We start from the raw sequence: 23,259 nt of genomic DNA, 5'->3' as shown, positions 1-23,259 counted from the left end.
AAAATACTGTATACTTAAACAGTGTTGTGAGAGGTGAGTCATGCGCAAAATCATACATGTCGATATGGACTGCTTTTTCGCGGCGGTGGAGATGCGTGATAATCCCGCCCTGCGTGACATTCCCATTGCCATTGGCGGTAGTCGTGAACGCCGGGGAGTTATCAGCACGGCCAATTATCCGGCGCGTAAATTTGGCGTGCGCAGCGCGATGCCAACCGGAATGGCGTTAAAGCTGTGCCCACATCTTACCCTGTTACCCGGTCGTTACGAGGCTTACAAAGAGGCCTCTCGCCAGATTCAGGCGATCTTCTCCCGCTACACCTCACTCATCGAACCGCTTTCGCTGGATGAAGCCTACCTGGATGTCACCGACAGCATTCATTGCCACGGCTCCGCGACGCTGATCGCCCAGGAGATCCGCCAGACGATCTTCAACGAACTACAGCTCACCGCCTCTGCCGGGATTGCGCCGGTTAAATTCCTGGCAAAAATCGCCTCCGATCTCAATAAACCCAACGGGCAATATGTGATAACCCCTGCTGATGTCCCTGAATTTCTCAAAACGTTGCCGTTGGGGAAAATTCCCGGCGTCGGCAAAGTCTCCGCCGCTAAGCTGGAATCAATGGGATTGCGTACCTGCGAAGATGTTCAAAAATACGACCTGGCTACGCTGCTCAAACGTTTTGGTAAGTTTGGTCGCGTGTTGTGGGAACGCAGCCAGGGGATTGACGAGCGGGACGTCAACAACGAGCGGCTGCGTAAATCCGTCGGCGTCGAGCGGACGCTGGCGGAAGATATTCATCAGTGGTCAGAGTGCGAAGCGATTATTGAGCGGCTCTATCCTGAACTGGAACGGCGCCTGGCAAAGGTCAAGCCGGATCTGCTGATCGCCCGCCAGGGGATAAAACTCAAGTTTAATGATTTTCAGCAGACCACGCAGGAGCACGTCTGGCCGCGCTTAAATAAAGACGACTTAATTGCGACGGCACACAAAACCTGGGAAGCGCGTCGGGGAGGGCGAGGCGTGAGGCTGGTGGGATTACATGTCACGCTGCTCGATCCACAAATAGAAAGGCAGTTATTGTTGGGGCTTTGACGTTGATGTATTGCCGGATGGTGGCGTTAAACGCTTTATCCGGCCTACAAATCTGCTTGTAGGCTGGATAAGCACAGCGCCATCCGGCATTTAGCGCAGACTTACTTCGCCGGAATAGACTTCAGCAGTTCAGTCAGAAGCCGCCAGTAGTGGCCGACGCTTTCGATATGAACCTGCTCATCCGGGGAGTGTGGACCGGTGATGGTTGGCCCGATGGAAACCATGTCCATTTCCGGATACGGTTTTTTGAACAGGCCACATTCCAGACCAGCGTGAATGATCTGAATGTTTGGCGTTTTATTGAACAGACGCTGATAGGTTTCACGAACCAGGTGCATAACCGGAGAGTTCGCATCCGGCTGCCAGCCTGGATACGCGCCTTTGGCTTCGGTTTTGGCGCCAGCCAGTTTACCCAGTGAATCCAGCATGCTCACCACGTAGTCTTTACCGCTGTCGATCAGCGAGCGAACCAGACAGTGGATCTGAACATTATCATCAGTCATGGTTACCACACCGACGTTCAGCGAGGTTTCTACCACGCCTTTGGCGACGTCAGAATTGCGGATCACACCGTTCGGAGTGGCGTTCAGCAGACGAATGAAGCTATCGCGAGACGAGGTAGTCAGCGCGGCTTTGTCGTTAGTCACGGCATCCAGCAGCAGCGCCAGGTTTTTCTCTTTGGCTTCCAGTTCGTTTTTCAGGATTTCCTGGTAGGTGCTGACCAGCGCTTTTAACGCATCAACTTTATCGGCAGCCACGGCGAGGGTGGCGAAGGCTTCACGCGGAATCGCATTGCGCAGCGTACCGCCGTTGAAATCAACCAGACGCAGATCTAACTCTTCAGCGTGGCCTGCCAGGAAACGTACCAGCAGCTTGTTCGCGTTACCGAGACCCACATGGATTTCGCCGCCGGAGTGGCCGCCTTTCAGGCCTTTTAACGTCAGCTTAAAGCTCTGGAAGCCAGCCGGGATTGCTTCACGGGACAGCGGCAGGTTAGAGGTAAAGTCGATCCCGCCCGCGCAACCCATATAGATCTCACCTTCTTCTTCTGAGTCGGTGTTGATCAGGATATCCGCTTGCAGCCAGTTCGCCTGCAGACCAAATGCGCCGTCCATGCCCGCTTCTTCGGTCATGGTCAGCAGCACTTCCAGCGGACCGTGTGCCACATTGTCATCAGCCAGTACCGCCAGTGCGGACGCCATACCGATACCGTTATCTGCACCCAGCGTGGTACCACGGGCTTTTACCCACTCGCCATCAATATAAGGCTGGATCGGATCTTTGGTGAAGTCGTGCACGGTGTCGTTATTTTTTTGCGGGACCATATCCAGGTGCGCCTGCAAAACGACCGGCTTGCGATTTTCCATGCCAGCGGTAGCGGGTTTACGAATCAGGATATTACCAACCTGATCGCGCTCGACGTGGAAACCTTTCTCCTGGGCCCAGCTCAGAATGTGTTCAGCGAGTTGCTCTTCATGATAGGACGGATGAGGAATAGAACAGATTTTGGCAAAAATATCCCACAGCGGTTGCGGGGATAACTGAGACAGTTCAGACACGTTGAGTCTCCTTGGCGATGTCCTGCAAAATTGACTTGCAGGCCACGGGGTTAGCGGAATTAAAAACACCACAAGTCAGGCTTGCGCGATGCGATTGAGAATACCACTTTCTTCGCTGACGGCTAGTATAAAGCATGCAAAAAGAGGCGCGGATTCCGCGAAACACTGGTTTTTAGTGCGTCAGATCTCTATAATCTCGCGCAACCTGGTTCACCCTCAATTTATTAATTAGCCGTAGATAAACAGGCTGGGACACTTCACATGAGCGAAAAATACGTCGTCACCTGGGACATGTTGCAAGTCCATGCACGTAAACTGGCAAGCCGCCTGATGCCTTCTGAACAATGGAAAGGCATTATTGCCGTTAGCCGTGGTGGTCTGGTGCCGGGCGCATTGCTGGCGCGTGAATTGGGTATTCGCCATGTCGATACCGTATGCATCTCCAGCTACGATCACGACAACCAGCGCGAACTGAAAGTGCTGAAGCGTGCGGAAGGTGACGGTGAAGGTTTCATCGTGATCGATGACCTGGTAGACACCGGTGGTACCGCCGTTGCTATCCGCGAAATGTATCCTAAAGCGCATTTCGTCACGATCTTCGCTAAGCCGGCTGGTCGTCCGCTGGTGAATGACTATGTGGTTGATATTCCGCAGGATACCTGGATTGAGCAGCCGTGGGATATGGGCGTGGTATTTGTTCCGCCGATCTCTGGTCGCTAATCTAAAAAGTTTTCAACGCCCGCACTGTCGGGCGTTGTTCTTTTTGTGCGGTGTCAGGTTACACTATGCCTTAGTGAGTACTCATGGAGGCCGTAATCATGTCGCAGGCTAACCTCAGCGAAGTTCTGTTTAAACCCCGCTTCAAACATCCTGAAACGTCAACGTTAGTTCGTCGTTTTAACCACGGCGCGCAACCATCTGTGCAGTCCGCTCTGGATGGTAAAACAATCCCGCACTGGTATCGCATGGTGAATCGCCTGATGTGGATCTGGCGTGGGGTCGATCCACGTGAAATCCTTGAGGTGCAGGCGCGTATCGTCATGAGCGAAGCCGAACGCACGGATAAAGATCTCTACGATACGGTCATTGGCTATCGTGGTGGAAACTGGATCTACGAGTGGGCGAAGCAGGCGATGGACTGGCAACAGAAAGCGTCTATGGAAGAGGATCCGCAGGTGAGCGGACGCCACTGGCTGCATGCTTCCACGTTGTACAACATTGCAGCATACCCGCATTTAAAAGGTGATGAGCTGGCAGAGCAGGCGCAGGCCCTGGCCAACCGCGCTTACGAAGAGGCGGCCCAACGACTGCCAGGTACATTGCGCGAGATGGAATTTGCCGTTGCCGGTGGTGCGCCGATAACCGGCTTCCTGCACATGCCAAAAGGCGACGGCCCGTTCCCGACGGTGCTGATGTGCGGTGGTCTGGATTCTATGCAAACCGACTACTACACCCTGTATGAGCGCTATTTCGCTCCGCGTGGTATCGCCATGCTGACGCTGGATATGCCGTCGGTTGGGTTCTCGTCAAAATGGAAACTGACCCAGGATTCCAGCCTGCTGCACCAGCACGTATTAAAAGCGCTGCCGAATATTCCCTGGGTGGATCACACCCGTGTGGCGGCATTCGGTTTTCGCTTTGGCGCCAACGTCGCAGTACGCCTGGCCTATCTTGAATCATCGCGTCTGAAGGCGGTGGCCTGTCTGGGGCCAGTGGTTCATGCGCTGCTTAGCGACCCACAGCGTCAGGCTTCAGTACCGGAAATGTATCTTGACGTTCTGGCCAGCCGTCTGGGGATGCACGATGCGTCCGATGAAGCGCTACGCGTCGAGCTAAACCGTTATTCATTAAAGGTACAAGGGCTGCTGGGGCGACGCTGCCCGACGCCAATGCTCTCGGGGTTCTGGAAGAACGATCCGTTTAGCCCGGAAGAGGAATCTCGCTTAATTACGTCGTCATCTTCTGACGGTAAGCTGCTGGAGGTTCCGTTCAACCCGGTGTATCGCAATTTTGACAAAGCGCTGCAAGAAATTACCGGGTGGATCAATCATAGATTGTGTTAATAGATTGCTAAATTTTATTGGTTTGGTAAAACAGTTGCTTCACCTAAGGAGATCGCAATGACGTTACCGAGTGGGCACCCGAAAAGTAGATTGATCAAAAAATTCACCGCGCTTGGCCCGTACATCCGTGAAGGGCAGTGCGAAGATAATCGATTCTTTTTCGATTGTCTGGCTGTTTGCGTCAACGTGAAACCGGCACCAGAGAAACGTGAATTTTGGGGCTGGTGGATGGAGCTGGAAGCGCAGGAGAAACGCTTTACGTACAGCTACCAGTTTGGTTTGTTCGATAAAGACGGCAACTGGACCGCCGTGCCGATTAAAGAGACTGAAGTGGTAGAGCGACTGGAATACACCTTACGCGAGTTTCATGAAAAGTTGCGTGGGTTGTTAACGACGCTGAATCTGGCGCTGGAGCCTGCTGACGACTTTAAGGATGAGCCGGTTAAATTAACGGCATAATGAACAGCAAAATGCCGGATGGCGGCGCAACCCCATCCGGCATTTTTTATGTTACATCAGAACTGATAAACCATACCGACGGCCACGATATCATCATCGTTGATGCCCAGTTTATTATCACTATCGAGCTGGTTGATTTTATAATCAACAAACGCTGACATATTTTTGTTGAAGTAGTATGTTGCGCCCACGTCGATATAATTCACCAGATCCTCATTACCTACGCCTTCAATATCTTTACCTTTCGACAGCACATAACCCAGGGATGGACGCAGACCAAAGTCAAACTGGTACTGAGCAACCACTTCGAAGTTCTGAGTTTTGTTAGCAAAGCCACCGGAAATAGGTGTCATATTGCGCGTTTCAGAATAGAACGTTGCCAGATAAATGTCGTTGGCATCATATTTTAAACCTGTCGCCCAGGATTCTGCTTTATCGCCAGTACCCCGGTTTTGCAGGTTCTGCTGATTGGTACGGTCGGAGTTGGTATACGCACCACTGATGGCGAAATCGCTGCCGCCAAAGTCATACGTCACGGAGGTACCAAAGCCGTCGCCGTTCTGTTTCTTCACATCGCGGTCCTGGTTTTTGCCCTGATATTGCAGGGTAAGATCCAGACCATCGACGACGCCGAAGAAGTCGGTATTACGGTAGGTCGCCAGGCCGCTAGCACGTTTGGTCATAAAGTTATCGGTCTGCGCGGAAGAGTCGCCGCCGAATTCCGGGAACATATCCGTCCAGGCTTCCACGTCATACAGCGCACCCAGGTTACGACCATAATCAAACGAGCCAAAATCTTTTAATTTCACACCGGCGAAAGCCAGACGTGTTTTTTGCTGATTGGTTTCGTTTTCCGCTTTATTCCCTGCGAACTCAGCTTCCCAACGACCATAACCGGTCAGTTGATCGTTAATTTGTGTTTCGCCCTTAAAACCTAAGCGGATATAGCTCTGGTCGCCGTCTTTGCTGTCATAATCAGTCATGTAGTGCATCGCTTTGACTTTGCCATACAAGTCCAGTTTATTACTGTTCTTGTTATAGACTTCTGCCGCCTGTACGGACGCCGATGCAACAATTCCCATCACCACTAATGCCAGAGTGCTCTTTTTCATTTTCATTCCTGATTTAAAGTACGCGCTAATATTTACTGGGTGTGATCCCCGTTAAAAGACAGGAGGGTTTTTAACGTCTGGCAATGAACGTTTTATGACAAAGTAAGAATATTTTTAAAAAAGAATGTTTTTTTGTGTCTGTAATAAATGCGTCAAAGTCTGCCGCTACGCTTGCTGATCCTGCGCAATAAAATTTCATGCTTTGTGCGCTGGCTGTTGGCAACCGGGGCCAGTCCTGCTAAAACGTTCGTTTGATATCATTTTCCCCAATTTTGAATGGCAGAGAATCATGAGTGACAGCCAGACGCTGGTGGTAAAACTTGGCACCAGTGTGTTAACGGGCGGATCGCGCCGCCTGAACCGCGCCCATATCGTAGAACTGGTTCGCCAGTGCGCACAGCTCCACGCTGCAGGACATCGTATTGTTATCGTTACTTCGGGCGCGATTGCCGCCGGACGTGAGCATCTTGGTTACCCTGAGCTCCCGGCAACGATAGCGTCGAAACAGCTGTTGGCGGCGGTAGGGCAGAGCCGATTGATTCAACTGTGGGAACAGCTGTTCTCGATATACGGTATTCATATCGGGCAGATGCTGCTAACGCGTGCGGATATGGAAGACAGAGAGCGCTTCCTCAACGCCCGCGATACGCTGCGCGCGCTGCTGGATAACAACATTGTTCCGGTCATCAATGAGAACGATGCGGTGGCGACCGCTGAAATTAAAGTCGGTGACAACGACAATCTTTCGGCGCTGGCGGCGATCCTTGCCGGAGCCGATAAGCTGCTGCTGCTGACCGATCAGCAGGGGCTGTTTACCGCCGATCCGCGCACCAATCCGCAGGCGGAGCTTATCAAAGACGTGCACGGTATTGATGATGCGCTGCGCGCCATTGCCGGAGACAGCGTCTCTGGTCTGGGAACCGGCGGGATGGGAACAAAATTACAAGCCGCCGACGTGGCCTGCCGCGCCGGCATCGACACCATAATTGCCGCAGGCAGCAAACCGGGCGTGATTGGCGACGTGATGGAAGGCGTTTCCGTTGGGACGCGTTTTCATGCTCAGGCCTCTCCACTGGAGAACCGTAAACGCTGGATCTTTGGCGCGCCGCCTGCCGGGGAAATTACCGTTGATGAGGGTGCTACCGCAGCGATTCTGGAACGCGGCAGCTCATTACTGCCAAAAGGGATTAAAAGCGTGACAGGCAACTTTTCTCGTGGTGAAGTGATCCGCATCTGCAATTTGGAAGGGCGCGATATTGCCCATGGCGTTACACGTTATAACAGCGATGCGCTGCGCCGTATTGCCGGACATCACTCACAACAGATCGACACCATCCTGGGCTACGAATACGGTCCGGTTGCTGTCCATCGCGACGATATGATTACCCGTTAAGGAACAGGCATATGCTGGAACAAATGGGCATTGCTGCCAAAGCTGCGTCATATAAGCTGGCGCTACTCTCCAGTCGCGAAAAAAACCGCGTGCTGGAAACCATTGCTGATGAACTGGAAGCGCAAACGGAAAGCATCCTCAGCGCGAACGCACAGGATGTTGAACAGGCGCGTGAAAATGGCCTGAGCGAAGCGATGCTTGATCGCCTCGCACTGACGCCAGCGCGTCTGAAAGCGATTGCTGACGATGTACGCCAGGTGTGCAATCTCGCTGACCCGGTCGGGCAGGTGATTGACGGTGGTCTGCTGGATAGCGGTCTGCGTCTGGAGCGTCGTCGCGTCCCGCTGGGCGTGATTGGCGTGATTTATGAAGCGCGTCCAAACGTCACCGTTGATGTGGCTACCTTGTGCCTGAAAACCGGCAATGCGGCGATCCTGCGCGGAGGAAAAGAGACGTACCGGACGAATGCCGCCACTGTTGCGGTGATCCAGCATGCGCTGCAAGCCTGCGGTTTACCGGCTGCCGCGGTGCAGTCGATTGATAACCCGGATCGTGCGCTGGTCACTGAAATGCTGCGGATGGATAAGTACATCGATATGCTGATCCCTCGCGGTGGCGCAGGGCTGCACAAGCTGTGTCGTGAACAGTCGACTATCCCGGTTATCACCGGTGGTATTGGCGTATGTCATATCTATGTAGATGACACGGCGGAGATCGCCCCGGCACTGAAGATTATCGTTAACGCCAAAACCCAGCGTCCGAGCACGTGTAATACTGTCGAAACACTGTTGGTGAATCAGAGTATCGCTGAGCGCTTCCTGCCTGCTCTAAGCCAGCAAATGGCAGAAAGCGGCGTGACGCTTCATGCAGATGATGCTGCGCTTGCCGCGTTGCAGGCCGGACCGGCAAACGTCGTAGCGGTAAAAGAGGAACAGTATGACGATGAGTTTTTATCGCTGGATCTGAACGTAAAAATCGTCACCAGTCTGGATGATGCCATTGCCCATATTCGTGAGCATGGTACTCAGCATTCCGATGCGATTCTGACGCGTACGCTGCGCAACGCCGATCGTTTTGTGAATGAAGTCGATTCTTCCGCTGTGTATGTGAACGCCTCCACCCGTTTTACCGATGGCGGTCAGTTTGGGCTCGGGGCGGAAGTGGCAGTTAGCACGCAAAAATTACACGCGCGTGGCCCAATGGGGCTGGAAGCACTGACTACATACAAATGGGTTGGCTTCGGCGACGACACGATCCGTGCGTAATTGAAAACGGGCGATGCCATAATAGCACTCTGATTTTCAAGGCTATTAAGGCATCGCCCCGTTAATTCTAACCTTCACTCCACTGCCACATTTTTTCTATCCTGCGTTTTAACATCATCAGTCTGGTTTTGACTCATGCGTCCCTGCGCCAGAAAGGCGATGTATCACAGAATTTTCCCTGCCAGCATGAATTTTCCTGGTCTTCAGTTCACGTATTGTTCCCATGGCCCGATCTATTAGAATCAGTCTCATTTTTATGAGGAGTTGTTGCGTGAAATCGGATATTCACAAACATCGCATTCCTGTTGTGCCGCTCGGCAACCCGTTTCCCCCCCGCCATTGTTCGCTGTGTCCAAAGGGAGCGGCAATTGATCGTGATAATCAACACCGATTAATAGACAAAAGAAGAAGGTTTAAAGCAGGGGAGATACTCGCCAGGCAGGATGAAGCCGCAAACATGCTTTTTGTTATTCACGAGGGATACTGCAAGTCCAGCGTGGAATGCGGTGATAACGATTTTATCAGTCGCTTTTATGTTCCGGGAGATATCATGGCGCTGGATGCTGTCGAAGGGGGGAAGTACCTGACAACGATTAAGGCGGCAACGGCTGCGGAGGTATGTCATATCGATATTGCGCGGTTGTTCAAAGTAGCAGAAAAGGATCCGTCGGTTGCTGCCGCAGTCATCAAGTTTCTCTGCAGGGACAATGGATTCATTGTTGAAAAACTGCGGCGCTATGCGAATAAACATGCTGAGGCCAGGATCGCTGCTTTTCTGGTGGAATTTTACGAGATGCATTTACGTATTGGCAGGCCAGAAACGACGCTGCACTTGCCATTCTCCCGGGAGGAAATTGCCAGTTATCTTGACCTTAAAATTGAAACCGTTAGCCGCTCATTAAAATCCCTCGAACAACAAAATTTGATTACCCTACATCGAGTACGTACGGTAACACTTAATAGTTATTTGGGATTAAAAGGTTTCAGCTAAATCTCTCATGGTTGAACGTTATATAAATCTTGATACTCCAGGAATATTCTTTTTATATGGAAAATTCCTGGTTTTATTTTTGTGAAATAATTATCAATTCGAATACTAATCCTCCAGCTTAGTGCTTATTTTATAAGAATATTCCCTCATATATGAATATTTTATGAGAATTTTCTTGTGAAGTTAAAAATTTAGCATAATTGCAACAAATAATAAGCATTATAGAGAAAATATGGAGGTGTTAATTATCTTTATGTTTTGTAAGGGTTTTGCTTAGGTGCTATTTGTATGATCTTTTTGATATTTATCAAAAACATAAAAAAGATGAATTGTTTGGTATTACTTATTTGTGTGGGTGATAATTCTGAAACATGGCATATTTTAAGTAATTGCGTCTTAGGAAACTTCTTAGATAGATTTTTGGGTGGGAAAATTCTTAGTTTTTTGTAATTTTTGCGTTTCGGGGTTTGTTGAGATGTTACTTAATTCAAATGATAATTTTTTGGCGCGGCAATTCTGGCTCGCAATTAATGGAACCGCTGGAGTGATTTAAAAATAAGACTCGGTGGTGAGTTTGTTCTTAGGAGAAGATAAAAATGAAAAAATTATTATTAGTAACCTCTCTGGCTTCTGTATTTGTTGCAGCAAATGCAATGGCAGACGTTACTGCTTCTGCAACTGCCTCGTGGGACGCGACGGCAACAAAAGATACCACCAGCATGTTGGTTGTCACTCCGCTGAACTCTTTGACTTTCCAGTATGCTGAAGGACTGAACGCCTTCAACTCTCAGGACGGTGCTTTTGATGTGACTATTCAGGGTCAGGAAACGGCAACTGATTTTGAGCTGACTGCTCAGATCATTAGTAACACGCTGACCAACGCCAGTGGCGATGCGTCTACCCTGAACGTAGGGGTGGCATGGAATGGCACCGCGCTGACTAATTCATCAGATACTGTCCTGGTTAACTCCAGTTCGACTTCTGGTCTTGAAAGCCTGATGGCTGATGGCGCTTATAACGGTGCTGCTCGTGTCAGCGATCAATCCAACTTCAAATTCACCATCGCGTCAGCGACTTCTGATGGTAGCCAGGCAGTAACGGATTACTCTGCTCTGCCAGACGGCTATTGGACCGGCGATGTAAAAGTACAGTTTAATGCAACCTGGACGACTCCGTCTGCCTAAGTAATAAAAATTCGGGAGAATTTTTTCTCCCGAATTTATCAGGAATGGCGTCATGAATAAATATTTACCGACAGCGATGTTGGTAGGGTTAGTAGCATCTTTTCCCGGATGGGCAATTAATGTGGGTGAAATCACATCGATAATGACTTCTGCTGAGAGTTCATTATCGAAAGAAATTACTAATACAACTGATGCGGCGCGTTATGTCAGTGTTTCGGTAAAACAATTGTCATCACCTTTGGCGGGGGGAGTCGAAATAAAGCCTGTTAATTCCGGAGAGTTACTTTCTACACCTGCCAATCTTATTCTTCCTGGTCAGGCAAAGGATGTTTTTCGCTTCTTTTATAAAGGACCTGCAGATGATCTCGAACGTTATTACCGTCTGCAATGGATAGATGAGCCGGTCACCGAGAGCGCGGAAACCCGGGCGAATAAAATGGCGGTTGCAACAGCGTCGGCAGAAATTGGCACTATTCTGGTGGTCGCACCGCGTAAAGAGCGTTTTGAATACAGCCGTAATGGCGATGTTATTACCAATACCGGCAATGTTTCATTTCGTGTGATCGCCTATGGCGCTTGCAAAGACAAGGCTCGCGATCAGGGACGAGGTTGTCGCGAACGTTATTACATTATGCCGGGTACGAAAATAAAATTACAGTTTACCGACATCAGCAATAGCCGTTCACGCATCGGTATCTGGCACGGTAAGCAGTTTATTACAGTGAAGTGATGGTCGATTGCAGCCATCTGTACGGGATAAATAAAAATACCGGAATGTAAGGATGCATATGACAACAATAAATATTGTCGGCGGTAGCATTTGTCTTTTTCTTGCGCTGACACCAGGAACTTCACATGCAGCCCCAGTAAAAGTGGGTAATTACGTTATTCCCAGTGCTTTCGCCCGTTCACTGGAGCAGGGAATGACGGTGCCGGTATATATTCGTTACAACGAGACTGACGAGAAAAGTCAGCAAAAAATTGCCGATGCGGTGATTTCGCTTGTTGATGGCAATATTGCAGTTAAAGCCCTGACTCTTGCTGAATTGCCTAATAATGCCGTGTTATCTGGAAAAACTCGTGCGTTGGTAGAAAAAATTCGTGATGTGAAATTTCACGATAACACCAATATCGAGCTATCGGACAATGCACGCCTGCAGCTCAACGTCTCTTCATTTCACCTGGAGATGATTGTCAGCAAAGATGCGTTAACTGAAGCGATTGTCGCACGCAGTAGCCTGCTTGGACCTTCCAGCGTGGAGTCTCTCTCTAACGTCCTGAACTATAACTTTGGTACCTACTACAACGATTATCATAATGGCAGCAGTACCCGCAGCTATCTGACGGTGGACAACACAACATCGCTGCGTGAGCACCATATCAACATTAACGGTTCGTTTTACGGCATCGGCGACAGCAACGGCACCAGCAAACTTTATCGTGCGATGTATGAGCGTGATTATGACGGTTATCGACTGGCGCTCGGGATGCTCGACACCTGGAATGTCCAGTCTATTGCCAGCCTGAATGCACTGAATGGCGGGAAAATTTACGGTGTGAGCTACGGAAACAAAGGAAGTACGGTTGTTGAGAATACCGCGCTTTCACTCACGCCGATTACCGTATTTTTGCCAGCCGCTGGCGAGGTTCATGTCTTCCGTGATGGGCGTTTGCTCAGCGTGCAGAACTTTAATATGGGCAGTTATGAAATTGATACCAGTCGTTTTCCGTATGGTGTTTATGACGTCACGGTAGATATCGTGGTCAATGGTCGGACAATTAATAGTCGTATCAGCAGGGTTAATAAAATCTTTGCCCGCCAGCAAGCTGCCGGGATTGATCAGCTCTCGTGGCAGCTGTTTGGTGGTTCACTGGATTATGACCGTGTGAGTTATAAGCGAAATCATTATCAGGATTTGGGCAGCGAGCAGACCTGGATTGCCGGGGGGGCCGCATCGGTGACGCTGGCGATATTGTCGGGGCTGGGCCTGAAGTCCACGCTCTACGGTTTTGACAACAATGCGGTTAATGAAACGGATGTCACGCTCAATGTGAATGAATACGTAAGCATTGGCAATCAGACGCTGGTGGCGAACGATTCGTCATGGCGGAATATCAGTAACATCAACCTTAATGTACCTGAGGGATACGGTTCCCTTTGGGCATCTCGTGAAGACAGTAAAATTGGCGATCGTCTGCCCATGCAGGAGCGTGATAATTATTCCATTGGCGGGACTCTTAACCTCGGAAAGTTTATTCCTCATGGCGGTTCGCTCACCGTGAGTCAGACGGAGAATCGCTACTCGGGAAATAAATATCGTAATCTGGACTACAGCACGACCCTTTATTCAGGCAGGTATGCCACGGTTGGGTTGCGTGCAGGTATTCAGCGTTATTACTACAACAACCGGAATGACGATGGGCGACAGGAACGTTATGTCAGTCTGGATTTATCGTTGCCATTGGCATCCTGGTTGAGCATGGGCGTCTCCCGGGATCGCTATGGCAGTACTCAGGGTAATCTCAGCGCGCGCAAGCAGTATGCTGAGGGCCCGATTAAATCGGTCGGATTGTCGGCATCAACGCGTCTGAGTGGTGAACAGTATTACGACAATAATTATTCGGTAAACGGCAATTTGAGTTATGACACGAAATATAACGCCGGCACCGTATCGGTAACGCGTTCTGCTGACAACTCCACCAATATGAACTTCTCTTCCCAGGGTTCTCTGGCGTGGGCAGGTAAAGATTTCGGCCTGAGTAAAGAGCGGCAGCGGTCTGGCATCATTGTGAAAACAGATTTGACCGGCGAAGGGAAACTGGCTGCGAAGATTAATAACCGCAACTATCTTCTCAGCGGTAAATCAAATTTCATTGCACTGCCGCCCTATGCTCAGTACAAGCTGGAAATCCTCAATGATAAAAACTCTGAGGACAGCTTCGATATTGTTTCAGGACGCAAACAGGAGCTGACGCTATATCCGGGTAATGTGGGTGTTATCAACCCTGAAGTGAAAAGCATGGTCACCGTATTCGGGCGCATTCGTTATCCCGATGGGCAGTTGGCTGCAAATACCGATATCCATAACCACATCGGTAAAACGCGTACGGATGAGAAGGGTGAGTTTGCTATTGATATCGATAAAAAGTATCCGGTCATCACGTTAATTTCAGCCAATGGCAGCATATGCGAAGCCGATCTTGATTTGGAAAAAGCACGGGGCGCAGCGTGGATTGGTGATGTGAAATGTGCAACGCAAACCACGATGGCGCAGAGGTAATAAAATGAAAGTATTGATTAAATTAGCTACTGTAATCTGTACCGTAGGGAGTTTTTCACCTGTGCCTGCTTTGGCGTTGAATGCAATCTCTTCCGGCTCAGTCAGTAATAACTATTTGTTTATCGAAAATGCCATTGATAGTGAATACTTTATTACCCCATCGGCACTTGATCCGCGTTTCAGCGGGTCAAACACGTGGATAAAATACGGTACCTCTCAGGTCAGTCTCGGGTATTTAGGTTTTGTTGGCTGGACTGCGCCTGGAAATTATTATCAGGACATGTGGATTGATAACTCCCCGATTAACGGGCCTTTCCGGGGAATCCGTTGTTATAGTGGCACTCAATGTCCATCAACCGGGTTTATTGCCGGATTGGGCACAGACAAAAACGGTTTTTATCATGCGCAGGTCGGCTCTGTCGCAGGCGTTATTGGTGGCGCCTACGGATTCGCTTCCCTGACCGATACTGCTTATGAGTACTTTCGCAATGTGCCTACCGGTAGCAGCGAAACCTATGTGTTCAACCGCTGTTATACTTCTGTAAATTATGATTATTCTTCCGGGCAACGGTGCAAAGACCAATCGACAGGATCATGGAATTACGTCAATTACACGTTAACTAAACGCGGTCATCTGTCACTTGTCTCGACTAACGCATTTCAGGAGCTTTGGGTTGCCAGCGACGGTACGCCGAGCATCACCAAAGACTCTGGTTATTGTGAACTTGGCGTGGTGGGCGGTACTGACGGTGTGATTTGCAAAATGGTGAGTTATAACTTGCAACAAACGGCCAATCTGACCGCCTCCTTGACGTTTCGCGCTTTTGTCGACACGGCGATGCTAGGTTTTACGCCCGGAGCGGCCACCGTGAGATACTCCGGGAATGGTTCAAACTGGTATAACTATGGTACTTCAACTGCTTATTACAACGTTTTTACGACCTCTGGAGAATACATTTATATTTTTCTGTCAAAAGCATTTTTGAAGAATCTTGTCGATTCAGGGATCAGCATTACTAACAGTCAGCCCTTTACCTTCGGCTTTTATAATGGCTTAACACCAGAGTCAGGACACTACCAGTTTACCCCTTCGCTACAGCTCAATATTGTGCCTAAGGAGTATGGGATCAGTATCGTCTCTTCGGACAACACAGCTTCTGCGAGCGGTAGTGGCACGATTGGTGATGCCGCTCCTATAGAAATGGATTACACCGTAACCGTCTCAGGCCCCCGTCAGGCCGACAGTATCACCGCGCAAGTTATTGGGGAAAGTACGACGATAAACAGTGTGCCCTACTGTCTGTTTATGTCTGCGCAAGGCGGGCTGTCCGTCCCCATTCCCGCTTTTCTTCAGTACAACAGTCAGTCGGGGGGCGTGGTGCAAAAACGAAATAGCTGCAGTGAAGCGGCAGTCAGTATGAGAGATGCGCAGTGGCAACAGACGCCCTGGGACGCAAATAACAATGACGATGGAAGCTATTATGCTACTGATTTAAAGTTGCTTTTCCCAATGAATGATTCGCGTTCGATGTTAACCGTTTCCGGCGCTGACTGGGAAGGTGTCGTCAGCGCTAGTGGAGAGATAAAAGTCACGGCGAATTGGGTGGGAGTGACGCCATGAACCGCCGTCGTCTGGCGCTTAGATGGGTATTTATTCTACTTTCCGGTCTGACAGCATTCTCTACACAGGCAGTCTACCTGGAGTCGACCATTTATGAGATGCCGTCGGATAAATCATTTATCAGTAAACGAATCTATAACGATAGCCAGAAACAGAATTTATACAGTATCGGCGCAGTAAAAATTGATAAGCCGGGACCGGGAGGAGAAAACAGGAGTGCTATTGCTGAAGGCGAACTTCTGTTTACTCCGCTGAATTTTTCACTGGCTCCGCAGGCGAGTGAGTTTTTTAAGATTTTCTACCGTGGGCCGCAGGATGATAAAGAACGCTATTACCGAATTCTGTTTCGTGAAATGCCGATCACGCTGTTTACTGAACGTAATCAAGGGAAAGGCGGGCAGGCTCTCCCGGTGATCGCTATGGACACCATATTGGTTGTTCGCCCGAGAAACATAAATCTGGCCTACACCATTGATGAGGCTAACGGAACATTGAAAAACACCGGGAATACTTTTTTTAAAATTATCGTACATCAGGGGTGTAACTCAACCGATGATGAAGCCACCATGCGTTATGTGTTGCCGGGTGAAACCTGGCGTAGCAGCGAGCTGAAAACTAAAAACCGAAAGTTTATCGTAGCGTTGCAGAAATACATTCCAGTGGGTCAGGGGTGCTTCAAACTCAATCAATAGTAAGTATTGAGTCTGATCCGATATGTCATGGTTAGATATCGAACCTATACTGTAACTATCTTTATACAATGCAGTAATCAGCTTGGCACAGATGAAACTTTGGTCATTTGTACTCCATGTCACGGTATTTAAGAGTCAGGTAGTATGAAAAGTATAATTAATGATCAGGTTGAGTACGATTCCACCAGAAAAAGCCTGAAACATCGCGATACTACAATAATCCTTTCGGCATCTACAGCGAGACTACTTGAGCTATTCATTGCCTATAAAAATCAACAACTCCACCGTGAGTTTATCATAGAAGAAGTATGGAAGAAGCATGGCATGGCCCCATCGGGTCATAGCCTTAATAAAAGTATCAGTATATTGCGAAAAGCATTTAGTGAGTTGGGGGCCGAAAACCCCATTGAAACGTTGCCCCGGCAGGGATTTTTGTTCCATGCTTCGGTCAATGATGAACAGTCATCTTTCAGTAGGGATGTACCTGTTCGTTCGGTAACAGAAACGGTGAATTTACCCGCAACACCGAAACGCAAAAATATTCTTCTGTTCATTTTGTTGTTCGCTTTTCTTGGGAGCGCGGTTTTGATATTGCCAGTTCTTAACTCAGGTACCACGAATTTTATCTATATCAGGGCAATAGGTGATTGTGAACTTTATACTGCCGATGACAATAATGCTGATAAAACGAAGGCATTTTTATCTTCTGATATGTGGCGAAAAGTAAATACAATTTGTCATAATGGCAAGAAAACAATTGTTTTTTATGATGATAATAATTTATCGGCAGGTAATAATCTTAAAGAGAATTTTTTGGGGATCTGTACGCTGGATAAAGGAGGGGTTGCCCGTGAATGCGAAAATTATCTTTATTAGCGGGGGGATCTTTCTTGCTGTGATAACAGCATACTTTTTTTATCGCCATCAAGAACCTGAGACGTTGACCTGCTCTGCCAAGAATTACCTTCATTTGCAGGCGCAAACTCAGGGGGTAAAAATTGAAGGTGAAGTTCTGTTGGTTTTTCGTATTTCTTCCACTACCGAAGGGCGGGTATCCCAGGTAGGGAGCCTTAATATTCAAGGTAAGCACTATGCTGTAGATCGTAATGTTGTTCTGAATTTTATTGGCAAAGACCGCGACGGATATTTGCAAACTCGTCGCCAGGCTATCGTCAAAAACAAAAATGATAATGTTCCCGATGAAATTACCGAACTGCTTATGTCTCAACAGGATATTTTCTATTATAAGGTCATCCGTATCGCCGGAAATGTCTATGCGATAAGAGATCTGCGACGTACGCTCATGGTTTGTCGGGCAGCATGAATCGATGTAATATGTTAGTATTTTGATTTTTGTGGTTGTATGTTTTGTTGTTTCTTGTGTTTGCAGTCTTTTATTTTGCCTTGTGGTGAAAATGAGTAAAAGGATTTGTACTGGTGAAAATTAGGAATTTTCCTTTTTCGATATTTAAAATGGATTTACCATTTAATGGGAATACGCATATGGATAATTGTGATTATAAAATCTGAAACTACGTGATATGACTTATGGATAAAGTTAGTTCACGAACCGCCTTATAATTGCTGGAGGCTGAAGGTGTTGTATATTCTCTCGTGTATATAACGAGGGACCTGCTATGCCATAAATTTAAGTTGGTGGTAACTATGAATATGAAAAAGGTTTTTCTGCTCAGTTATGATATTTTTCTTTTCTCAGGGATAAAAGCATGGCTGCCAAATCTGGTACTGGTTGATGCGCGAACATTTATGTCTGGTACGCAGTCAGTTATTCCACGACACCCGTCCTGTTTGCTGGTGATCGATAACCGGTTACCATTGCTCCTGGTCAGGAAATGGTTTCAGAGAAATAGCACGCAGTTTATCAACATAAACTGTATTGTTCTTCGGATGAATGAAACTCGTTCTGTTAATCGAGGATACGAGGAGTATGCTTTCATTAATGGACGAGAATTAACTGATCAATTGATTTCTCAGCTAAGAGCCAATTTAATGGCACCCAATGAGGTTGTGGAGGTCACTAAAGGTTCGACGATGTTTACTTTTCATTTGACTGAATTTGAAGAGGAAATGTTGTATGCATCATTCACAAAAGAAAAGTTGCACGATTTTTGTATTGCTAACTCACTAACAACTAAGTCAGTGTATCGATATCGGGAACGGATAACCGCTCGCCTGGGATTTTCTCATTTTAATGAAACCATCATTTTTTTAACCAGGAATAATTTATTGCATGAAGGTTACCCGACAAACAATTATTCTGGTGAGAATGCAATTTACGGCGAAGCATATGATGTCTCAGATTCTGGTCGACTGAGTATGGCAATAAGGAATGAAGAAATCATTCCTTATTTTCAGCCCATCGTAAATATCAATGGGGACGTCTGTGGCGTTGAGGTTTTGGCTCGATGGCCACAGGGCCATAATTATGCGATTTCTCAGCGTGAGTTTATACCTCTGGCTGAAAAAAGTGGCTTAATGAATGAGTTAACGAGCTATTTAATGACCACCGTTGCGCGTAATCTGGTCGACGGAAGCGAGGGGATAAATAAAACGCTATTCGTCTCCTTTAATGTTAGTCCATCAGGTTTAAGTAATCCCGTTTTTTATTGGGAATGCCTTAATTTTATGGAGATAACGCAAAGGCTACCGATAAAATTAATGATTGAAATAACCGAAAATCAGACTCTCACTATCACTCCAGCCATCAAAGAGCTGATACGATCGTTGCGAAACAGAGGAGTTCTGTTTGCTTTAGATGATTTTGGGACGGGATACGCTAACCTCTGCTATCTCAATGAGTTAGACCTGGATGTAATCAAAATTGATAAAACGTTCATCAAGGCTATTAAAGAAGCTGAGCAACATATCCCTATGCTCGAGTCAATCATTCATCTTTCCGGGCTCCTGGGATTACGCATGGTGGCGGAAGGCGTTGAATATGGCTATCAGCAGCAATGGTTGGGGAAAAATAATGTGGATTACCTGCAGGGCTATCAATTTTTACCGCCAGTGATGTTTGATGATTTTATGCGTTTTTACAAGCAGTCTGTAGGGCTGTTTGAATCAGCGTCGGATTCAACTTTTTCAGCGTAAACCTGTCGGGAACATCAGGGGCGGATGCCTCTGATGCCGGTATTTTTGCAGAGGTTAGTGCTACAGATCCTGCCTGTCTGGTGAAGGCGAAAGCCTGTAGTGAATGAAGCATCGTTTGTTTATGTGTCTTTTACAGGGTATTTATAGCGGTATCAGCGTTAATCAAACCGCTTCCGAGGTTAGTCCATAGCCATGCGTCATTTCCTGCAAAAATTAAGAGCCTGGTTTCCGCCGCCACTCATCTTAGTACTTTTCCTCGTTGCCGATGCGTTGACGGCGAGCTCACGTTTCACATTTGGCGCGGTAAATATCGTGATAAGCGCATTACTGGCCAGTGTCAGTCTGTGGATGATACTGCATACCGCATGGCAAATGTGGATGAAACGTACGACCCTGAATCCGCTTCATGCAAATAAATCGACCACGCTTGTTACCGGCGGATGTTACGCCTGGAGTCGCAACCCGATCTACCTTGGTATGAGCGGACTCCAGCTAGCCTTTGCTCTGTTCATCGGCAGTCCGGCTGGCGTAGTGGCTGTACCGCTGTTTATGCTGGCGGTTGCCAGATTGCATATTGATTTTGAAGAGGAACAATTGCGAAAACATTTCGGGCTGGAATGGGATCGCTTTGAGCGACAGGTTCGCCGCTGGCTATAGTCATACCCGACCGGGTACAAGCATTCCTGTCACGACACGATTCGTGCGTAATTGAAACCGGATGATGCAAAATTAGGCGTTTGATTCACAAGGCCATTGACGCATCGCCCGGTTAGTTTTAACCTTCTACCCCGTGCTCGCATTCGTGGGCATGTCCTTATCAGGGCCGATATAGCTCAGTTGGTAGAGCAGCGCATTCGTAATGCGAAGGTCGTAGGTTCGACTCCTATTATCGGCACCATCCCTTAGTATTTCCAAGTCATCTCAAATCAACAAAAACCTTTAAAAACATAGATATTACGCGATTCTTCGTCATTTGACGTCAACCCCTATCTCTTGAAATCAACATACAATTGGGGGCACAATCGGGGGCATGTTCTGTTCGGTCTAGGAAATGTGCCCCCAATGATGCTGAATGCCCGCAAGGTTGAAGCCGCTAAAGGAAAAGAGAAGAGCTATAAGCTATCTGATGGAGGTGGCCTGTACCTTCAGGTTGAACCTATTGCTCTAATGTGGAGTGCGGTCACTCGTTTGTGATGAATGTTGCTTTCTCCCATTCCGTTAGTCCAAGCGCGCTGAACGGGCAAGGGAGGGTTAAAGAGCTAATTGATGCAATTCCACCCGAGGAACGGGAAAAGGCTTTAAAGTTGCTGCTGGCTGCGCAAAAGAATGGGTAAAGTATGCGTCGGGAATGGCCGATCCATTCCCGGAACCTGAACACAGGATTTCAGTTTATACGGATATAAAATTATTATTTTTCAACTGGTTATGTTTTTCATGTTTCACAAATCTTCATAAAATCACACACCTAAAATAAATTATCCATTTAATATCATAGTGTTGCGTATTCAGGCCACAAATGCGACGGACATTAAAACTGAAAAAAGCTGAATTTCTTTTCATTCTTTTCAGTTTCTTCTTCGCAGTGCATCCCCAGCACGGACGCGGGCTGGCAGTATCGTTTGTAAAAAATCACAACTGAAAAATTTTAGTGATATGAAAACCGCAGGTGGGTGCGGTGTAGTGCGATTTTGGTCATCCTAAAAAAATTTTAGTTAGAAGCCACATGTTTTCTATCGAACAGGCTCATATAATACTAAGCAGCATAGGCTTAGCTTGTAGAGGGTTGAATAGATATCAATTATGTGGTTTTGAAAATGAGAAATATCAATGATCTCATAAATGCAGGATCATTTGATTCTGCCTATAACCTTGTGACGGAATTACTGAAAGGTTTAGATAATTTAAATACTATCAATAAAAATAGAATAATAATATTATCTAACCTAGCTGGAAATCTTATTGATATTGGAAGCTTTAGTAATAAGAAAAGCATAGCGGAAGAAGGATTGAACATTTTTATAAATAATAAGGAAGATATCTTAACCATATCAACAGAATCTTCGTATTATTATAACTTGGCAAACGGTATGAGCGCAGTTGTTAACTTTAACTCTCGTGACGATGCAAATATTGATACTTTCATTAAATTGAATGAGGTAAAAAATAATTACTGGAAATCATATATATTCTCTAGGCAAGAAGGTGATGTTCATCCTGAGTTAATGGTTAATTTAGGTAATGCATTAAAAAGACAGTATCGTATATCTGAATCAATGGATTATTATGATCAAGCTATAGCTATTGATGATTCAATTCCGCAGGCGTGGGTCAACAGGTCTGAAACTTTAGAGTTACTTAATGACTTATCTACCACATATACATTAAAAATGTTAAGGGAAGTTATTCGAGGTTATCAGTGTGCAATAAATACAGGAAAGTGTATCCCTGAATGGATTGCAACCTATCAAAGAAAAATAAAGTACAACGAAGATCTATTAGCGGACTCATGTATAGATGACGTTGAGGATGTAGGAACAGATGAACGACTCACTCGTGAGGAATACGAGGCTTTATCACACTATCAGAAATTTTGCATAGATAATAATTTAATGTTGTCTGAACATTCTCTATATTGCAATTGTTACGCATCATCTAAAGATAATATAACTATTGCAACTGCCGAGAAGGGAGTTTTTGGGGACTTTATTGTACCAATGGAAATGGTGTTGAACAGACTTAAAGCTGAATACTCGCTTGCGAGAAAGATGTTTTTTGAATATAAATTTGGTAGTGAGTTTTTTGATGCGGATTCTGAGGTTTGTTATTCGGAGTTATATAATGGCGAGATTCTATATGAAAATGTCGAGAAGTTGAGAATATCATTTAGATCGTGTTTTGGAATCTTAGATAAAATAGCAGTTGCTTTATGTAAATTATTTGATTTAAAACCAGATAGAGGTCACATTTATTTTCACAATTTCTGGCAGATTCGTGATGAAAAAAGAAAGGATAAAATAAACAAAATAAATAATAAAGGATTGTTTGGCTTGTTTAGTATTGCAATGGATTTGAATGATAAAAATGGTGAACTTGCTTTTTTCAGAGAGTGGAGGAATGATTTAGAACATAAGTTATTAGTAATTCACGAAAAGGGAATGCTTATAGATTTATATGATTCATATAAATTCTTTGATGACGTAAAATTTATTGAGAAAGAAGAATTTGAACAGCATCTATTACAACTCATGAAAATTGTTAAGTCAGCGATTATTTTGTTTATGCTCACAGTACGTATCGAGGGAAAACGAAATATCCCTGATGATGTTTTGACCATCTCAAACACCATTGAGAGAAAGGTTTTTTAGTGTGCTCCTTCAGTGTCTATTAGTATTTCTCTGTATCCCACAAATGCAGGTGGTGATGATGGGG

At 46.8% G+C, this 23,259-nt stretch carries 19 protein-coding genes, 1 tRNA gene and 1 pseudogene; 19 read left to right on the top strand and 2 right to left on the bottom strand.

The window, feature by feature from the left end:
• Window positions 1–40 precede the first annotated feature (40 nt).
• Window positions 41–1,096, top strand: a complete 1,056-nt coding sequence (dinB, locus tag FDX24_RS18580; RefSeq protein ID WP_048212532.1) for a DNA polymerase IV — start codon at window positions 41–43, stop codon at window positions 1,094–1,096.
• A gap of 101 nt (window positions 1,097–1,197) precedes the next feature.
• Here dinB and pepD read toward each other — a convergent pair whose 3' ends face one another.
• On the bottom strand, window positions 1,198–2,655 hold the full coding sequence (gene pepD / locus FDX24_RS18575) for a cytosol nonspecific dipeptidase (protein ID WP_048212531.1): 1,458 nt from the start codon (window positions 2,653–2,655) through the stop codon (window positions 1,198–1,200).
• Between the two features lie 261 nt (window positions 2,656–2,916).
• On the opposite strand from pepD, the gene gpt reads away from it, so the two are divergent.
• From gpt to crl, 3 genes are all read left to right on the top strand, one after another.
• Window positions 2,917–3,375, top strand: a complete 459-nt coding sequence (gpt, locus tag FDX24_RS18570) for a xanthine phosphoribosyltransferase (protein ID WP_048212530.1) — start codon at window positions 2,917–2,919, stop codon at window positions 3,373–3,375.
• 98 nt (window positions 3,376–3,473) lie between these two features.
• The gene (gene frsA / locus FDX24_RS18565) at window positions 3,474–4,718 is read left to right on the top strand and encodes an esterase FrsA (protein WP_061067342.1); all 1,245 of its coding nucleotides are present in this window, start codon (window positions 3,474–3,476) and stop codon (window positions 4,716–4,718) included.
• 57 nt (window positions 4,719–4,775) lie between these two features.
• Window positions 4,776–5,177, top strand: a complete 402-nt coding sequence (gene crl, locus FDX24_RS18560; RefSeq protein WP_005133595.1) for a sigma factor-binding protein Crl — start codon at window positions 4,776–4,778, stop codon at window positions 5,175–5,177.
• A 56-nt stretch (window positions 5,178–5,233) separates the two neighbouring features.
• On the opposite strand, the gene phoE is transcribed toward crl, so the two are convergent.
• Entirely contained in the window at window positions 5,234–6,289 is a 1,056-nt protein-coding gene (gene phoE, locus FDX24_RS18555; RefSeq protein WP_048212528.1) for a phosphoporin PhoE, read from the bottom strand.
• A gap of 289 nt (window positions 6,290–6,578) precedes the next feature.
• On the opposite strand from phoE, the gene proB reads away from it, so the two are divergent.
• From proB to FDX24_RS18475, 15 genes and pseudogenes are all read left to right on the top strand, one after another.
• Entirely contained in the window at window positions 6,579–7,682 is a 1,104-nt protein-coding gene (proB, locus tag FDX24_RS18550) for a glutamate 5-kinase (protein ID WP_003031373.1), read from the top strand.
• Window positions 7,683–7,693: 11 nt separating this feature from the next.
• Window positions 7,694–8,947, top strand: a complete 1,254-nt coding sequence (gene proA, locus FDX24_RS18545; protein ID WP_061067343.1) for a glutamate-5-semialdehyde dehydrogenase — start codon at window positions 7,694–7,696, stop codon at window positions 8,945–8,947.
• Window positions 8,948–9,218: 271 nt separating this feature from the next.
• Window positions 9,219–9,938, top strand: a complete 720-nt coding sequence (locus tag FDX24_RS18540) for a Crp/Fnr family transcriptional regulator (protein ID WP_061067344.1) — start codon at window positions 9,219–9,221, stop codon at window positions 9,936–9,938.
• A 596-nt stretch (window positions 9,939–10,534) separates the two neighbouring features.
• Window positions 10,535–11,122 (top strand): common pilus major fimbrillin subunit EcpA, encoded by a 588-nt coding sequence (locus tag FDX24_RS18535; protein WP_061067345.1) that lies wholly within the window; start codon window positions 10,535–10,537, stop codon window positions 11,120–11,122.
• A 52-nt stretch (window positions 11,123–11,174) separates the two neighbouring features.
• Window positions 11,175–11,852, top strand: coding sequence for a hypothetical protein (locus FDX24_RS18530; RefSeq protein WP_137364735.1), 678 nt, complete (start codon window positions 11,175–11,177; stop codon window positions 11,850–11,852).
• Window positions 11,853–11,910: 58 nt separating this feature from the next.
• Complete coding sequence (locus FDX24_RS18525) at window positions 11,911–14,403, top strand: CS1-pili formation C-terminal domain-containing protein (RefSeq protein WP_137364734.1); 2,493 nt, start codon at window positions 11,911–11,913, stop codon at window positions 14,401–14,403.
• A 4-nt stretch (window positions 14,404–14,407) separates the two neighbouring features.
• A complete protein-coding gene (locus FDX24_RS18520; protein WP_137364733.1) occupies window positions 14,408–16,024 on the top strand; it encodes a fimbrial protein in 1,617 nt (538 codons plus the stop codon).
• A complete protein-coding gene (locus tag FDX24_RS18515) occupies window positions 16,021–16,716 on the top strand; it encodes a fimbria/pilus periplasmic chaperone (protein WP_043015294.1) in 696 nt (231 codons plus the stop codon). Before FDX24_RS18520 ends, FDX24_RS18515 begins: the two co-directional genes overlap by 4 nt.
• Window positions 16,717–16,860: 144 nt before the next feature.
• Window positions 16,861–17,592 (top strand): winged helix-turn-helix domain-containing protein, encoded by a 732-nt coding sequence (locus FDX24_RS18510; protein ID WP_137364732.1) that lies wholly within the window; start codon window positions 16,861–16,863, stop codon window positions 17,590–17,592.
• Window positions 17,567–18,040, top strand: a complete 474-nt coding sequence (locus FDX24_RS18505) for a hypothetical protein (RefSeq protein ID WP_137364731.1) — start codon at window positions 17,567–17,569, stop codon at window positions 18,038–18,040. Before FDX24_RS18510 ends, FDX24_RS18505 begins: the two co-directional genes overlap by 26 nt.
• A 341-nt stretch (window positions 18,041–18,381) precedes the next feature.
• Window positions 18,382–19,830: an EAL domain-containing protein gene (locus FDX24_RS18500; protein ID WP_137364730.1), complete on the top strand. Its 1,449-nt coding sequence runs from the start codon at window positions 18,382–18,384 to the stop codon at window positions 19,828–19,830.
• A 192-nt stretch (window positions 19,831–20,022) separates the two neighbouring features.
• A complete protein-coding gene (locus tag FDX24_RS18495; protein ID WP_137364729.1) occupies window positions 20,023–20,487 on the top strand; it encodes an isoprenylcysteine carboxylmethyltransferase family protein in 465 nt (154 codons plus the stop codon).
• Between the two features lie 165 nt (window positions 20,488–20,652).
• Window positions 20,653–20,728: transfer RNA gene (locus tag FDX24_RS18490), tRNA-Thr, on the top strand.
• 259 nt (window positions 20,729–20,987) lie between these two features.
• Window positions 20,988–21,164 (top strand): annotated as a pseudogene (locus FDX24_RS23880) (transcriptional regulator); the annotation flags it as partial.
• Between the two features lie 480 nt (window positions 21,165–21,644).
• Window positions 21,645–23,195 carry an LA2681 family HEPN domain-containing protein gene (locus FDX24_RS18475; RefSeq protein WP_252362827.1) on the top strand — a complete coding sequence of 517 codons (1,551 nt, stop codon included), beginning with the start codon at window positions 21,645–21,647 and terminating at the stop codon, window positions 23,193–23,195.
• The last annotated feature ends 64 nt before the right edge of the window (window positions 23,196–23,259 follow it).

The organism is Citrobacter sp. wls716, from assembly GCF_005280975.1.
GTDB classification, from domain to species: domain Bacteria; phylum Pseudomonadota; class Gammaproteobacteria; order Enterobacterales; family Enterobacteriaceae; genus Citrobacter; species Citrobacter youngae.
Note: the sequence above shows the minus strand (reverse complement) of the source record. Positions and strands in the feature narration are given on the sequence as shown.

Coding starts and splice junctions, on each gene's coding strand:
- dinB (WP_048212532.1), top strand. CDS start 41: ATGCGCAAAATCATACATGTCGATATGGACTGCTTTTTCGCGGCGGTG.
- gpt (WP_048212530.1), top strand. CDS start 2,917: ATGAGCGAAAAATACGTCGTCACCTGGGACATGTTGCAAGTCCATGCA.
- frsA (WP_061067342.1), top strand. CDS start 3,474: ATGTCGCAGGCTAACCTCAGCGAAGTTCTGTTTAAACCCCGCTTCAAA.
- crl (WP_005133595.1), top strand. CDS start 4,776: ATGACGTTACCGAGTGGGCACCCGAAAAGTAGATTGATCAAAAAATTC.
- phoE (WP_048212528.1), bottom strand. CDS start 6,289: ATGAAAAAGAGCACTCTGGCATTAGTGGTGATGGGAATTGTTGCATCG.
- proB (WP_003031373.1), top strand. CDS start 6,579: ATGAGTGACAGCCAGACGCTGGTGGTAAAACTTGGCACCAGTGTGTTA.
- proA (WP_061067343.1), top strand. CDS start 7,694: ATGCTGGAACAAATGGGCATTGCTGCCAAAGCTGCGTCATATAAGCTG.
- FDX24_RS18535 (WP_061067345.1), top strand. CDS start 10,535: ATGAAAAAATTATTATTAGTAACCTCTCTGGCTTCTGTATTTGTTGCA.
- FDX24_RS18530 (WP_137364735.1), top strand. CDS start 11,175: ATGAATAAATATTTACCGACAGCGATGTTGGTAGGGTTAGTAGCATCT.
- FDX24_RS18525 (WP_137364734.1), top strand. CDS start 11,911: ATGACAACAATAAATATTGTCGGCGGTAGCATTTGTCTTTTTCTTGCG.
- FDX24_RS18520 (WP_137364733.1), top strand. CDS start 14,408: ATGAAAGTATTGATTAAATTAGCTACTGTAATCTGTACCGTAGGGAGT.
- FDX24_RS18515 (WP_043015294.1), top strand. CDS start 16,021: ATGAACCGCCGTCGTCTGGCGCTTAGATGGGTATTTATTCTACTTTCC.
- FDX24_RS18510 (WP_137364732.1), top strand. CDS start 16,861: ATGAAAAGTATAATTAATGATCAGGTTGAGTACGATTCCACCAGAAAA.
- FDX24_RS18500 (WP_137364730.1), top strand. CDS start 18,382: ATGAATATGAAAAAGGTTTTTCTGCTCAGTTATGATATTTTTCTTTTC.
- FDX24_RS18495 (WP_137364729.1), top strand. CDS start 20,023: ATGCGTCATTTCCTGCAAAAATTAAGAGCCTGGTTTCCGCCGCCACTC.
- FDX24_RS18475 (WP_252362827.1), top strand. CDS start 21,645: ATGAGAAATATCAATGATCTCATAAATGCAGGATCATTTGATTCTGCC.